At 61.7% G+C, this 13,738-nt stretch carries 12 protein-coding genes and 1 tRNA gene; 8 read left to right on the top strand and 5 right to left on the bottom strand.

All coding sequences use genetic code 11. The features are described 5' to 3' along the window. Window positions 1–6: 6 nt before the first annotated feature. Together BFN67_RS20890 and BFN67_RS20885 are read left to right on the top strand one after the other, a co-directional pair. Window positions 7–717, top strand: coding sequence for an HAD family hydrolase (locus BFN67_RS20890; protein WP_080921380.1), 711 nt, complete (start codon window positions 7–9; stop codon window positions 715–717). A 2-nt stretch (window positions 718–719) separates the two neighbouring features. Continuing rightward, a complete protein-coding gene (locus BFN67_RS20885) occupies window positions 720–1,508 on the top strand; it encodes a class I SAM-dependent methyltransferase (RefSeq protein ID WP_080921379.1) in 789 nt (262 codons plus the stop codon). On the opposite strand, the gene BFN67_RS20880 is transcribed toward BFN67_RS20885, so the two are convergent. Then, window positions 1,419–1,991 carry a DUF2239 family protein gene (locus BFN67_RS20880; RefSeq protein WP_080921378.1) on the bottom strand — a complete coding sequence of 191 codons (573 nt, stop codon included), beginning with the start codon at window positions 1,989–1,991 and terminating at the stop codon, window positions 1,419–1,421. The two genes, BFN67_RS20885 and BFN67_RS20880, sit on opposite strands and share 90 nt — an antisense overlap. A 96-nt stretch (window positions 1,992–2,087) precedes the next feature. Next, a complete protein-coding gene (locus BFN67_RS20875; protein WP_425349812.1) occupies window positions 2,088–3,935 on the bottom strand; it encodes a long-chain-fatty-acid--CoA ligase in 1,848 nt (615 codons plus the stop codon). Window positions 3,936–4,233: 298 nt separating this feature from the next. Between BFN67_RS20875 and BFN67_RS20870 the strand changes: the two genes are divergently transcribed. From BFN67_RS20870 to BFN67_RS20850, 5 genes are all read left to right on the top strand, one after another. Beyond that, window positions 4,234–5,832: an ABC transporter substrate-binding protein gene (locus BFN67_RS20870; RefSeq protein ID WP_080921377.1), complete on the top strand. Its 1,599-nt coding sequence runs from the start codon at window positions 4,234–4,236 to the stop codon at window positions 5,830–5,832. A 120-nt stretch (window positions 5,833–5,952) separates the two neighbouring features. Next, on the top strand, window positions 5,953–6,957 hold the full coding sequence (locus tag BFN67_RS20865; RefSeq protein ID WP_080921376.1) for an ABC transporter permease subunit: 1,005 nt from the start codon (window positions 5,953–5,955) through the stop codon (window positions 6,955–6,957). Window positions 6,958–6,965: 8 nt separating this feature from the next. Next, window positions 6,966–7,871 carry an ABC transporter permease subunit gene (locus tag BFN67_RS20860; RefSeq protein WP_080921375.1) on the top strand — a complete coding sequence of 302 codons (906 nt, stop codon included), beginning with the start codon at window positions 6,966–6,968 and terminating at the stop codon, window positions 7,869–7,871. A gap of 2 nt (window positions 7,872–7,873) precedes the next feature. Beyond that, complete coding sequence (locus tag BFN67_RS20855) at window positions 7,874–8,728, top strand: ABC transporter ATP-binding protein (RefSeq protein ID WP_080921374.1); 855 nt, start codon at window positions 7,874–7,876, stop codon at window positions 8,726–8,728. Further along, on the top strand, window positions 8,725–9,555 hold the full coding sequence (locus BFN67_RS20850; protein WP_080921373.1) for a dipeptide ABC transporter ATP-binding protein: 831 nt from the start codon (window positions 8,725–8,727) through the stop codon (window positions 9,553–9,555). Before BFN67_RS20855 ends, BFN67_RS20850 begins: the two co-directional genes overlap by 4 nt. Before the next feature lie 72 nt (window positions 9,556–9,627). On the opposite strand, the gene BFN67_RS20845 is transcribed toward BFN67_RS20850, so the two are convergent. Further along, window positions 9,628–9,703, bottom strand: a tRNA-Thr gene (locus BFN67_RS20845). 244 nt (window positions 9,704–9,947) lie between these two features. On the opposite strand from BFN67_RS20845, the gene BFN67_RS20835 reads away from it, so the two are divergent. Then, entirely contained in the window at window positions 9,948–11,069 is a 1,122-nt protein-coding gene (locus tag BFN67_RS20835; RefSeq protein ID WP_080921371.1) for a hypothetical protein, read from the top strand. On the opposite strand, the gene BFN67_RS20830 is transcribed toward BFN67_RS20835, so the two are convergent. Both BFN67_RS20830 and BFN67_RS20825 read right to left on the bottom strand, forming a co-directional pair. Beyond that, window positions 11,070–12,668 (bottom strand): cisplatin damage response ATP-dependent DNA ligase, encoded by a 1,599-nt coding sequence (locus tag BFN67_RS20830; protein ID WP_080921370.1) that lies wholly within the window; start codon window positions 12,666–12,668, stop codon window positions 11,070–11,072. A 4-nt stretch (window positions 12,669–12,672) separates the two neighbouring features. After that, a complete protein-coding gene (locus tag BFN67_RS20825; protein ID WP_080921369.1) occupies window positions 12,673–13,683 on the bottom strand; it encodes a ligase-associated DNA damage response exonuclease in 1,011 nt (336 codons plus the stop codon). Window positions 13,684–13,738: the final 55 nt, after the last annotated feature.

Here is a 13,738-nt window from a genome sequence, read left to right as displayed (position 1 = left end):
GCCGGATTGACTGACATCAAGGGCATTTTGTTCGACAAGGATGGCACCCTGGTCGATTTCAACGCGACCTGGCTTGCCGTTGCCGATTTGATGGCAATGGACGCCGCCGATAATCAGCGCGACAAGGCCGACAGATTGCTTGTCGCGGCCGGCTTCGATTTTTCGAGCAAACGGTTCAAGGCCGACTCCGTCTTTGCCGCCGGCACCAATCTCGACGTGGTGGAACTGTGGTTCCCCCATCTTTCCAATTCGGCGCGGCTGGATCAGGTCGCCCATTTCAACACCATCACGACGGAAAAGGGTGCGGCGCTTGCCGTGCCCTTGCCCGGCGTGAAGGAGGCGCTCGCCAGCCTGCATGCCAAAGCCTACAGGCTGGGCGTTGCAACCAATGATTCGACTTTGGGCTGCGAGCGCACGCTGGCGACGCTGGGCGTGGCGCAATTGTTCGATGCCGCCTATGGCTATGACGCGGTCGCCAACCCCAAGCCCGCGCCCGATACGATCCGCGCCTTTTGCGATCTCACCGGCCTGAAGCCGCAGGAAATCGCCATGGTCGGCGACAACCGCCACGATCTCGAAATGGCGCGCGCCGGCGGCTGCGGTCTGGCCGTGGGCGTCCTTTCGGGCACCGGCACCCGCGATAGTCTGGCGTCGCTGGCCGATATGGTGCTGGATTCGATGGTCGACTTGCCGGCCATGCTCGACGCGCGGCGGTAGCAATGGCCGGGCACAGGACCGGAGGCGGTCTCGATCCGGCTGCCTTCATCCGCGCCAACACTCATGTCCGGTCTGTTGCGGGCGTTCCGGAAATCCGCATTCACACCGCCCATGCGGCCAGCGGGCTATGGCGCCTTGCCGGCATCGAGGACCGATCCTCGCCCTACTGGGCCTATGCCTGGGCAGGTGGATTGGCGTTGGCCCGTTATTTCCTTGAAGAACCGGGCAGGGTGGCCGGCCGGCGTCTGCTCGATCTCGGCTGCGGTTCGGGGCTTGTCGGCATTGCGGCAGCCAGGGCGGGCGCGGCAGTTGTGATGGCTGCCGATACCGACGCCAACGCAATCGCCGCGCTGAACGTCAATGCCGCGCTGAACGGCGTGGAGATCACCGCCATTCATGGAGACATCATCGGCCGCCTGCCGCCTGCTGTCGATCTGGTCGCGGTGGGCGACTTGTTTTACGAGCATGGCCTTGGCCGAAGGGTCTCGGCCTTTCTGGACCGGTGCCTTGCGGCCGGCATTGCCGTGCTTGTTGGTGATCCTTATCGCGCATTCCTGCCGCGACACCGGCTGCGCCTTGTTGCGGAATACCGGGTCGCGGATTTCGGAACCGCCGGTTCTGACGTTCCCGCGGGTGTGTTCGCATGGCAGGCTGAAGAACGGGGCAGGCTGAAGAAAGAGGGCTGGCCGACGAATAGGCTTTCAGGTCGGTTCCAGCCCGCGCGCCAGCGCAAGCGAATGGTCGGCAATGTCTTGCGGCCAGTCTTGTGTCAGCTCCTCGACCTTCGCTAGGTCGCCGGCAAACAGCGCGCGCATCGCTTCCTCATAGTTCGGCCGGTCGCCGGCCATGGCGGTCATGAAGCGATAGGCACTTTCCTGGCCCTGACGACGCCGATCCGCTTCACCGCCGGCGCGGCGCGCCTCCTCCACCAGCCTGCGTAGCGCCACCGAGGCACCGCCCGGCTGGGAGGCAAGCCACTCCCAGTGACGCGGCAGAAGCGTCACCTCACGAGGCACCACGCCCAGCTTCGGCCGCCCGCGTGTGCGGTGCGCCGGAGGCGCTTCGGCTTGCGCATCGGTGGTCACCTGCTCGGCGACCGGGTCGGCGTGGTCGCGCAGGTCGAGGTCGATCAGGCGTCCGGTCCGGTCGTCGAATACCAGCACATTGGCGCCTGCCTCGATCGAGGATTTCGCCTTGAGAACCACGGCGGACAGCGGGCCATGGGCGAGGAGATGTTCGCCCGCAAAGGCCGTGCAGAAATCGGAGCTGGACATGACATATCTCGTTTGATCGATAATGGGATATATTTATACCCGGATAAAAACAATGTCAACATTATACCCGGATAAAAATAAAATCCCTAAGACGCATCATTTCCGCAGTTCGCGTCTCAGGATCTTGCCCACCGGCGATTTCGGCAATTCGCTGCGGAATTCGATATAGCGCGGCCGTTTGTAGCCGGTCAGGTTGTCGCGGCAAAACGCGATGAGTGTCGCTTCGGTCAGGGCAGGGTCTTTCCTGACCACGAACAGTTTCGGCACCTCGCCGGATCTTTCGTCAGGGACGCCGATGACCGCCGCTTCCAGCACGCCGGGATAGCCGGCCACCAGTTCCTCCAGTTCATTGGGATAGACGTTGAAGCCGGAGACCAGGATCATGTCCTTCTTGCGATCGACGATGCGGGTAAAGCCCTCGGCGTCCATCACGCCCATATCGCCGGTCTTGAAGAATCCGTCAGCGGTCATCGCCCTGGCGGTTTCATCCGGCCGGTTCCAGTAACCGGCCATCACCTGCGGCCCACGGATGCAGATTTCGCCGATTTCGCCGAGGCCGAGCGCGTTGCCGTCATCGTCACGAATGCTGATTTCGGTCGAAGATATCGGCAAGCCGATGCTGCCGGTAAAGCGGCCTTCGCTGATGATGTTGGCGGTGGCCACGGGTGACGTTTCGGAAAGCCCGTAGCCCTCGGTGATGGCATTGCCGGTCGCCGCTTTCCAACGCTCGGCAACGCCGTGCTGTACGGCCATGCCGCCGCCCAGCGTCAACAGCAGCGAGGTAAAGTCGAGCTTGCGGAACTCGTCATTGTTGAGCAGCGCGTTGAACAGCGTGTTGAGGCCGGAAAAAATGTGGAAGGGCTGTTGGCGGAGTGTCCTGACCAAGGCCGGTATGTCGCGAGGATTGGGGATCAGGATGTTCATGCCGCCCTGCCGCATGCCGGTCAGCGCGTCGACGGTCAGCGCGAAGATATGGTAGAGCGGCAGGGCGCAGACATGGATAGGGTGGGCCGGGCGCGGCTTGACGGTATAAGCGTCTTCCACCCAGGCCAGAAGCTGCTCGATATTGGCGAGCACGTTGCGGTGAAGCAGCATCGCGCCCTTGGCAATGCCGGTCGTGCCGCCGGTATATTGCAGGAAGGCGAGGTCGTCCGGACCGACCGCCACTGGGGTAAATTCCCGCTGCGCGCCGACCTTCAGCGCGTTTGCAAAGCGGACATGGCCGGGTAGCGACCACGCCGGAACCAGTTTCCTGACGCGGCGCACGATGAAATTGACTGCTGGGCCCTTGATGGGGCCGAGCATCTCGCCCATCGAGGCGACGATCACCGTGCGCACGGCGGTGCGGGCAAGCACCTTTTGCAAAGTGGCGGCGAAATTTTCCAGGATGACAATGGCTTCCGCGCCGCAATCGGCAAGCTGATGTTCAAGTTCTCGCGCCGTGTAGAGCGGGTTGACGTTGACGATCACGCAACCGGCGCGCAGCGCGCCCATCATCGCCACCGGATATTGCAGTATATTGGGCATCATCAGCGCGAGGCGCGCGCCCTTCGCGATCCCGCGCGATTGCAGGAAGGCGCCGAACGCCGCCGACAGGCGCTCCGTCTCGGCATAGCTCAGTTTGTGGCCCATGGACGAGAAGGCAGGGTTCGGGCCGAAGCGCCGGCAGGCGTCGGTGAGCATGTCGCCAAGGCAAGCCGCTGGCAGCGGGCCGATTTCGGCGGGAACGCCCTTCGGGTAGCGCGCCAGCCAGGGCTTTGCCGGCCGGTCGATTACGGGGTTCGTCACCGCCTTCGGCAAATGTCTCGGCGGCCGCTTCTTTGCGGAGATATCGGAAGCCGGCTTCAAAGCGGCGCTCCGGTCGCCGCCGGATGCCTTGCTCGGTTTTGCCGTCGTCTTGCTCGCCGCCTTGCCCACATGCGTCTCCGTGATTGCACGGAACACCCGGAATCTGCCTTTGCGGCCTATCTATGGCGACCTTTTGCACCAGCGCAAGAGGAGACGCTGATTCCAATCTTGCAAAGGCCCGCGCCTTGAGAATCACGCATCAATTCGGTCACTAAAGTTCGTGTGATAATCGTTCGGAGCAAGAATATGGCGTCGGGGCGGGAATCATAGGAATTTTAATTCCAGCTGCCTTGAGTTAAGGAATCGGGGAGTTCCAAAGGCCGGGGAACGGTGCTTATATGCCCGCCCATGAGCCAGCCAGAGGGGCTTGGGAAAAACAATCAGGGAGTGTTCAATGATTAGGAAGCTGACATTTGCAGCCGCGTTGCTGGCTGCGACTGTGCTGAGTGGCGCAGCCAGCGCTAAAACGCTGGTCTATTGTTCGGAAGGCTCGCCAGAAGGGTTCGACCCCGGCCTTTACACCTCCGGCACCACTTTCGATGCGACCTCGCGCACCATCTACAACCGCCTCGTTGAATTCAAGCACGGCTCCACCGAGATCGAGCCCGGCCTCGCCGAAAGCTGGACGATTTCCGACGACGGCAAGGAATACACCTTCAAGCTGCGCAAAGGCGTCAAGTTCCAGTCCACGGACTTCTTCACGCCGACGCGCGACTTCAATGCCGACGACGTGGTGTTCTCCTTCGAGCGCCAGCTCGATGACAAGAACCCTTGGCATGCTTATGTCGCCGGCGCGACCTATCAGTATTCCGACTCCATGGGTTTCCCCGACCTGATCAAGTCGGTCGAGAAGGTCGATGATTTGACGGTGAAGTTCACGCTGAACAGCCCGAACGCACCGTTCATGGCCGATCTGGCGATGGATTTCTCCTCGATCCTGTCGAAGGAATATGCCGACAAGCTGGAAGCTGACAAGACCATGCAGCAGATGAACCAGCAGCCGCTCGGCACCGGGCCATTCCAGTTCGTCGCCTATCAGCCGGATGCCGTGATCCGTTACAAGGCCAATCCTGACTATTGGGGCGGCAAGCAGAAGATCGACGATCTCGTCTTTGCCATCACGCCGGACGCGTCCGTGCGTGTGCAGAAGCTGAAGGCCAATGAATGCCAGATCATGCCGTATCCGAATGCGGCCGATGTGAAGGATCTGAAGGCCGATCCGAATCTTCAGGTGCTGGAGCAGGCGGGCCTGAACGTCGCCTATCTCGCCTACAACACTACCCAGAAGCCCTTCGACAACGTCAAGGTTCGCAAGGCGCTCAATATGGCGGTGAACAAGGAGGCGATCATCCAGGCCGTCTTCGAGGGCATGGCTGAACCGGCCATCAATCCGATTCCGCCGACCATGTGGGGCTACAACAAGGACGTCAAGGACGATCCCTACGATCCGGAAGCCGCCAAGAAGATGCTCGAGGAAGCCGGCGTCAAGGATCTGTCGATGAAGATCTGGGCGATGCCCGTTTCGCGTCCCTACATGCTGAACGCGCGCCGCGCCGCCGAACTGATCCAGGCCGACTATGCCAAGGTCGGCGTCAAGGCGGAGATAGTCACCTATGAGTGGGGTGAATATCTCAAGCGTCTCAACAACAAGGATCACGACGGCGCCGTCATGCTCGGCTGGACCGGCGACAATGGCGATCCTGATAATTTCCTCGCCACGCTGCTCGGTTGCGACAGTGTCGGCACGTCCAACAACCCTGCGGGATTCTGCAACAAGGAATTTGAGGATCTGATCCAGAAGGCGAAGATCGAGTCCGACCAGAAGAAGCGGGCCGAGCTTTATGAGCAGGCTCAAGTGGTCTTCAAGGAGCAGGCGCCATGGCTCACCATCGACCATTCGACGGTCGTCATGCCGATGAGCAAGAAGGTCGAAGGCTTCGTCCAGGATCCGCTCGGCTATCACCGCTTCGACGGCGTCGATCTGGCTGAATAAGCTTCGATTGCAAAAAGATTACGCGCCTGAAAAACCGGGCGCGTAATCCTTTCAGAACAGTTCCGGGGCCCCTGTCGGCGACCAGCGTCGGACCGGGGCTTCCTTGGCGTAGAGCAACGTATGCTACAGTTTTTCCTTCGGCGGATCGCGGTTCTGATTCCGACATTTCTCGGCGTGTCGCTGATCGCGTTTTCTTTCATCCGCCTGTTGCCGGGCGATCCGGTTCTCATCCTCGCTGGCCAGCATGCCATGACCCCAGAACAGCATGCCGCAGCCATGCATGCTTTGGGTTTCGACCGATCCCTGCCGGTTCAGTACCTCGACTATCTCGGCAATATGCTGCAGGGTGATTTCGGCCAATCCGTCGTTACCAAGCGCTCGGTTCTTCAGGAGTTCTTCGCACGGTTTCCGGCAACGCTGGAGCTTTCGATCTGCGCGATGATCATCGCCGTCTGCCTCGGCATTCCTGCCGGCGTTTTCGCAGCGGTCAAGCGCGGCTCGTTCTTCGACCACACCGTCATGGGTACGGCCCTGATCGGTTACTCCATGCCGATCTTCTGGTGGGGCTTGCTGCTCATCATCCTGTTTTCGGGCATATTGCAGTGGACCCCGGTGTCGGGGCGCATAGACCTGCTTTATTATTTTCCGTCGGTCACCGGTTTCATGCTGATCGACTCGCTGCTGTCGGGCCAGAAAGGCGCGTTCGGTTCCGCCGTCAGCCATCTGATCCTGCCAGCCATCGTGCTCGGCACCATTCCGCTAGCCGTCATTGCGCGCCAGACGCGCTCGGCCATGCTGGAGGTTCTGTCGGAGGATTATGTACGCACGGCACGCGCCAAGGGCCTGCCGCCTTTTCGTGTCATCGGCGTTCACGCGCTGCGCAACGCGTTGATCCCGGTCATCACAACGATCGGCCTTCAGGTCGGCGTGCTGATGGCCGGTGCCATCCTCACGGAAACGATCTTCTCCTGGCCGGGGGTTGGCAAATGGATGGTCGATTCGGTGTTCAAGCGCGACTACACGGTCATCCAGGGCGGTCTGCTGCTGATCGCCGCCATCATCATGTTCGTCAACCTGATCGTCGATCTGCTCTACGGACTTATCAACCCGCGCATACGGCATTGAGGTGAGCCATGGCTGATACGTCGATCAAGACCGCCAATGAAGAATCGCCGCTGCGCCGCGTGCTGGCGGAATTCTGGTTCTACTTTGCCGAAAACCGGGGCGCGGTCATCGGTCTTTGGGTGTTCGTGGCGCTGGTGCTGGTGGCGATCTTCGCGCCGCTGCTGGCGCCGCACGAGCCCTATCTGCAATACCGCGACGCCGTGCTGGTGCCCCCGGTCTGGCAGGAGGGCGGCCGTTCAGCCTATCTGCTCGGCACCGATGCGGTCGGCCGCGACATCCTCTCCAGGCTTATCTACGGCGCACGCTATTCGCTGTTCATCGGCATTGTCGTCACCACCGTAGCGATGGTTTGCGGCATCCTGATCGGCGTCATCGCCGGCTATTTCCGCGGTTGGATCGACACCGCCATCATGCGGCTGATGGATATCATCCTGGCCTTCCCGTCGCTGCTGTTGGCGCTGGTGCTGGTGGCTGTGCTCGGCCCCGGCCTGATCAACGCGATGATAGCCATCGCTCTGGTCTATCAGCCGCATTTCGTTCGTCTCACACGCGCTGCCGTGATGGCCGAAAAATCCCGCGACTATGTCGTGGCGGCGAGGGTCGCCGGCGCCGGTCCGCTCAGGCTGATGTTCAGGACCATCCTGCCCAACTGCATGGCGCCGCTCATCGTGCAGGGGGCGCTGTCTTTCTCCAACGCCATCCTTGACGCGGCCGCTCTCGGCTTTCTCGGCATGGGCGCCCAGCCGCCGACGCCCGAATGGGGCACGATGCTGGCCGAAGCGCGCGAGTTCATCCTGCGCGCCTGGTGGGTGGTCACGCTGCCCGGTCTCGCCATCCTGATTACGGTGCTTGCCATCAATTTGATGGGCGACGGCTTGCGCGATGCGCTCGACCCCAAGATGAAGAGGTCGTGACCATGGCCCTGTTCGAGATTGAAAACCTGATCGTCGAATTCGATACCGCCAGCGGACCGTTCCGCGCTGTCGATGGCGTGTCGCTCAAGGTCGATGAACGCGAGGTTCTGGCAATCGTCGGCGAGAGCGGTTCCGGCAAGTCCGTGTCGATGCTGGCGGTGATGGGCCTGTTGCCCTGGACGGCCAAGGTTTCGGCCGACAAGGCTGTGTTCGACGGTAAGGATCTTTTGTCACTCGATCCGGCCGAACGCCGGCGCATCATCGGCCGCGACGTGGCAATGATCTTCCAGGAACCGATGGCCAGCCTCAATCCCTGCTTTACCGTCGGCTACCAGATTGAGGAGACGCTGCGTTTCCATCTGCATATGGGCCGCAAGGAGCGCCACGCCCGCGCCATCGAACTGCTAACGCTGGTTGGCATTTCCGACCCCGAAGAGCGGCTGTCTTCCTATCCGCATCAGATGTCGGGCGGCCAGTGCCAGCGTGTCATGATTGCCATGGCCATTTCCTGCAACCCTAAACTGCTGATCGCTGACGAGCCGACCACGGCGCTCGACGTCACCATTCAGAAGCAGATCCTCGATCTTCTGATGGAACTGCAAGCCGAGAACGGCATGGGCATGATCATGATAACGCACAATATGGGCGTGGTGGCCGAGACGGCGGACCGTGTCGTAGTGCAATACAAGGGCCGCAAGATGGAAGAGGCCGACGTGCTGAGCCTGTTCGAGAATCCGAAGAGCAACTATACGCGCGCGCTGCTTGCCGCCCTGCCGGACAACGCCACCGGCGACCGGCTGCCGACGATTTCAGGCATGATGGAAGAGGGCGGGTTCACCCCGGCGGTGGCGCAATGAGCGAGATCGTCGTCGAGGGCAAGAACATCAAGCGCGATTATGCCGTGCCGGGCAGCCTGTTCAAGCCGGCGCGCACCGTGCATGCGGTCAAAGGGGTTTCCTTCAAGGTCGAGAAGGGCAAGACGCTGGCGATCGTCGGCGAGTCGGGCTGCGGCAAGTCCACGCTGGCGCGCATCATCACGCTGATCGATCCGGCGACTTCGGGCGAACTCGACCTTGACGGCAAGAAGGTGGACATTGCCGCCGGGCGGCCGACGCCGGAACTGCGCCGCAAGGTGCAGATCGTCTTCCAGAATCCCTACGGCTCGCTCAATCCACGCCAGAAGATCGGCAATGTGCTGATGGAACCGCTGGTCATCAACATCGATATGCCGGCCGCCGACCGGCGCCAACGCGCCATGGAGATGCTGGTCAAGGTCGGGCTCGAGGAAAAGCACTTCAACCGCTACCCGCATATGTTCTCCGGCGGCCAGCGCCAGCGCATCGCCATCGCCCGCGCGCTCATGCTGCGGCCGAGCCTTCTGGTGCTCGACGAGCCGGTCTCGGCGCTCGACCTTTCGGTGCAGGCGCAGGTGTTGAACCTTCTGGCCGACTTGCAGGACGAATTCGAACTGACCTACATCTTCATCAGCCATGATCTGTCGGTGGTGCGCTACATCGCCGACGAGGTGATGGTGATGTATTTCGGAGAAGCCGTCGAATATGGCACGCGCGACGAGGTCTTCTCCGACCCCAAGCACAGTTATACGAAAACGCTGTTCGCCGCGACGCCACGCGCTGATGTCGAAAGCATCAAGGCAAGATTGGCGCGCAAGAACGCGGCCTGATCGGGATAGGCGGAATCTCCGTCGTCAAATACGATGATTATGCCGGATCGTGCGCGGTTGTTGATGAAAAACTGGTGCCGCTTGCGTGACTCGAACACGCGACCCCATCATTACGAATGATGTGCTCTACCAACTGAGCTAAAGCGGCTCAGGAGGACAATACCTCCGGAACGCGGCGGTGATAGACGCAAGCCGACACAAATTCAAGATGCCTTCTGGCCATTTCGCATTCTTGTGCCACATGCGCGGCGCATCGTGAACGCGGAAAAAATCGGTGGCAAACAGCCCTTCGGCTGTGCCGATCCTGTCATTGCCGGCCTTCGCCCGTTGATTGATCGGTCGCATACGGCTAACCATCGTGGGAATATGACCGTCGCGCAGGGGAAACACGCTTGGACGCGATCGAGAAAGCCATTCGCAATGCCTTCGAAAAGGGCAATGCCGAAGATCGGGAATTCCGTGAGAAGGTCTATCGTTCGGCGTTTGCCGCGCTCGACCGGGCCTTGAAGGCCAATCCCGGCGTTACCGTGGAAAATGCTATCAATCGCCGTAAGGCGATGCAGGCCAAGATCGCCGAAATTGAATCCGAATTCCTGCCGGCCGTACCGGATATCGGCCACGCGGCCTTCGATACGGCTGGCACCGATGATGTGGCGACCGCCGCTCCATCGGTCGATGCGCCTGCCGCGCGTGGCGGCGGCGACATTTCGCGGCGCGATGAACCGGTGCTTTCCGTCGACGATCGTCCGCGCTCGCACGCCACTCCCGTCGTTCCCGACATTATTCCCGATCGCGCAGAGGCTGAGGCATTGGCGCGGCAGCCGGCCTCTGAAGGTGAAGTCGAGCCAGACAGGGACGAGCGCCGCATGCAGAGACGGCGTTTCCCGCTTGGCGCGCTGATTGCCGCGCTTGTCGTGTTGGCCGTGATCGGCGGTGGCTTTTGGTGGCTGAAGCAGAGCGGCCTCTTGCGCGGTGATGAAGCTTCGTCTTCGTCCGCTCAGGTTACGGAGCAGGGCGAAGATTACACGCCGCAGCAGCCGACCGCGTTGCCGGACCCGGACGACGCGAGTGACGACCGTGAATGGATCACCGTGTTCACGCCCAGCAACCCGGCATCCGTGAGCGCGCCGGCGGATGCCAAGGTCGAGGCAATGAAGGACGACACCGGTTCCTTCCTGCGCATCCGCTCGGGCGCATCCGGTTCATCCGTGGCTTTCGATGTCGGGCAGGGCGTGCTCGACGAACTTGCCGGCAAGCACGCCGTCTTCGTCATTGTCGCGCGCGCGCAGGAAGGCCAGGAGACGCAGATGTCGGTCAGTTGCAATTTTGGCGATCTCGGCGATTGCGGGCGCAAGCGCTATACGGTTGCCAATACGCGCAATGAATATCTGTTCGACGTGACCTTCCCCGGCAACCAGCCGGGCGCTGCCGGCACGATCTCGATCGATCCGGATTTCGACAACAAGGGCAAGGCGGTCGATATCTACGAGATTCGTGTGGCGGTTGCGCCGTAGTCATTCGTCGAGCAACGCCTTCAGCGTCTCGAGGCGGTCGGCTTCCGCGGCGGGCTTGTCCCAGCGCAGGCGCGATATGCGCGGAAAACGCATCGCCACGCCGGATTTATGCCGCGTCGAGCGGGCGAGTCCGTCGAATGCGATTTCCAGCACCAGCCCGCTGTCGCGGTCAGCGCGCACTGAGCGAACCGGACCGAAGCGCTCGACCGTATTGTCGCGCACATATTTGTCGATTTGACGCAACTCCTCGTCGGTGAAGCCGAAATACGCCTTGCCGACGGGCACCAGTTCTTCCGCGCCTTCCGGCCCGGACCAGACGCCGAAGGTATAGTCGGAGTAGAAGCTGGATCGTTTGCCATGCCCACGCTGGGCGTAGATCAGTACGGCGTCGATCGTGTGCGGGTCGCGTTTCCATTTGAACCACGGACCTTTCGGCCTTCCAGGCAGATAGGGCGAATCCCAGCGCTTCAGCATCACGCCCTCGATGATCGGATGAGGTGGCCCTGAGCGCTTGGCCTCGAGTTGGTGCCAATCGTCGAAAGCCACAAGTGGCGAGAGATCGAAACGGGAGGGATTGAGCGTGTCCACGAAATTCGCCAGCCGCGCGCGCCGTTCGAGAAAGGGCAGAGCGCGCAAATCCTCGCCGCCGGCTTGCAGCAGGTCATAGCAACGCATGAAGGCGGGATAGCGCTTCAGCATGGCGTCCGACACGCTCTTTCGATTCAGCCTTTGCTGCAGATCGGAAAAGGTGCCGGTGGCGGATGGGCTGCCAACCAGCAGTTCGCCGTCGAGCGCCCCTTCGAAATCCATTGCATCGGCAAGGTCGGGGAAGGCGCCGGATACATCATCGCCGGTGCGTGAATAAAGCCGCCGCAGGTCACCTTCGCACACAGCCTGCACGCGGATGCCGTCCCATTTCCATTCTGCCGCGTACTCGGCCGGATCGAGCTTTTCAAGGTCGCCGTCGCCGATCGGATTGGCCAGCATGACGGGGCGGAACAGCGCCTTGGCGCGGCTTTGCGGCTTGGGCGCGCGCCCTTCAAGCCAGGCGAACAACTCCGTATAGGGTTGGTTAAGTCCATGCCATAATTCTTCGATCTCGGATATGGCCATCGATCCGAGATCGGCGAGAGCCTGCTTGGCAAGCCTGGCCGATACGCCGATGCGCAGGCCGCCCGTGACCAGCTTGGTAATCGCGAAGCGCGCAGGGATCGATCCCTGGTCGAGCAGGCCGGCAATAATTTTCGGCGCGTCGGAGCGGCTTGCTTTTTGCAGCCGCTCCACCACCTCGGCCAGCGACAATGGCCTGTCGGCTTTCGTGTTGGGCGATGCCGGCCAGATCAGCGAGACCGTTTCGGCAAGGTCGCCGACATAGTCATAGGAATAGCCGAACAGAAGCGGGTCGACGCGCTCCGCGACCAGCGCTCGCAGCATGGCCGGCTTTACCGCCGCAATGGTGAGGTCACCGGCGATGGCGGCCAATGCCAGTCCGCGGTCAGGGTCTTCCACGTTGCGGAAATAATCGATCAGCAGCCTCAGCTTGCCGTTGCGCGAAGGCGTCAGCACAAGGCGATCGAGCAGTTCGGCGAAGCGCTCCATGCCTTCAATCCCCCTCGTCTTCGTAACCCACGAGATGCAGCGGGCGGGCCGAAATTCCCTCAAGCTCGCACCAGCGAACCAATGCCTCCTCGCGCCCATGCGTGACCCAGATTTCGGCCGCGCCGGTTTGGCGGATCGTGGCTGTCAGCTCGTCCCAGTCGGCATGGTCGGAGATGATAAGCGGTAGCTCCACGCCGCCCTGCCTGGCGCGTTGGCGGATACGCATCCAGCCGGAGGCAAAGCAGGAAAGCGGATCGGCGAAGCGCCGCGCCCAGCGGTCTGAAAATGCGGCCGGGGGACCGATGACGATCGAACCTGCGAAATCAGCCCTGTCAGCATCGTCCACAGTCGCTGGTTGCAGCGCGCCGAGGTCAATCCCCTGGCTGACGTAGTAATCGCTCAGCTTTGCCAGCGCACCATGGATGCGGATGGGCCTGTCATGGCCGGCGTCACGCAGAAGCCGCATGACGCGCTGCGCCTTGCCGAGCGCATAGGCGCCGACAAGATGGGTTCGCTCGGGGAATTGCGCCACCGATTTCAGCAGCCGGGCGATTTCCTCATGCGCCGGCGGATGACGAAAAACGGGTAGACCGAATGTCGCCTCGGTAATGAAGACATCGCAGGCAATCGGCTCGAAAGCCTGGCAGGTTGAATCCGGCTGGCGCTTGTAATCGCCGGAGGCGACGATGCGCAGACCGTTGCGTTCCACCGCGATCTGAGCCGAGCCGAGAACATGGCCGGCCGGATGGAATCTCACAGCCACGCCGTTCACCATGATGGTCTCGCCGAAGGTTGCGGCTTGCATCATGCCGGCAAAGCCTTCGCCGTAGCGCAGCGCCATGATATCGAGCGTCTCTCGGGTCGCCAGTACGGCGCCATGGCCGGCGCGCGCATGATCGGAATGGCCGTGCGTGATCAGGGCGCGTGCCACCGGCCTGACCGGATCGATGAAGAAGTCGCCCGGCGGGCAATAAAGGCCTTCGGGCCGGGAGCAAAGCAGATCGCTGGCGCGCATGGCTTGCAAGATAGGTATTTGAGGTCGGATGGGAAGTCTGCCACTTAACGATGCG

Origin of the sequence: Manganibacter manganicus (assembly GCF_002075885.1) — a bacterium.
Classification (GTDB): Bacteria; Pseudomonadota; Alphaproteobacteria; order Rhizobiales; family Rhizobiaceae; genus Mesorhizobium; species Mesorhizobium manganicum.
The sequence above is the reverse complement of the archived record's forward strand: the minus strand, read 5'-3'. Positions and strand labels throughout refer to the sequence as shown.

Bases quoted from the DNA above. Each gene is read 5' to 3' on its own strand.
- BFN67_RS20860 (WP_080921375.1), top strand. From the start codon at position 6,966: ATGGCTGATACGTCGATCAAGACCGCCAATGAAGAATCGCCGCTGCGC.
- BFN67_RS20850 (WP_080921373.1), top strand. From the start codon at position 8,725: ATGAGCGAGATCGTCGTCGAGGGCAAGAACATCAAGCGCGATTATGCC.
- BFN67_RS20885 (WP_080921379.1), top strand. From the start codon at position 720: ATGGCCGGGCACAGGACCGGAGGCGGTCTCGATCCGGCTGCCTTCATC.
- BFN67_RS20870 (WP_080921377.1), top strand. From the start codon at position 4,234: ATGATTAGGAAGCTGACATTTGCAGCCGCGTTGCTGGCTGCGACTGTG.
- BFN67_RS20830 (WP_080921370.1), bottom strand. From the start codon at position 12,668: ATGGAGCGCTTCGCCGAACTGCTCGATCGCCTTGTGCTGACGCCTTCG.
- BFN67_RS20855 (WP_080921374.1), top strand. From the start codon at position 7,874: ATGGCCCTGTTCGAGATTGAAAACCTGATCGTCGAATTCGATACCGCC.
- BFN67_RS20825 (WP_080921369.1), bottom strand. From the start codon at position 13,683: ATGCGCGCCAGCGATCTGCTTTGCTCCCGGCCCGAAGGCCTTTATTGC.
- BFN67_RS20880 (WP_080921378.1), bottom strand. From the start codon at position 1,991: ATGTCCAGCTCCGATTTCTGCACGGCCTTTGCGGGCGAACATCTCCTC.
- BFN67_RS20865 (WP_080921376.1), top strand. From the start codon at position 5,953: ATGCTACAGTTTTTCCTTCGGCGGATCGCGGTTCTGATTCCGACATTT.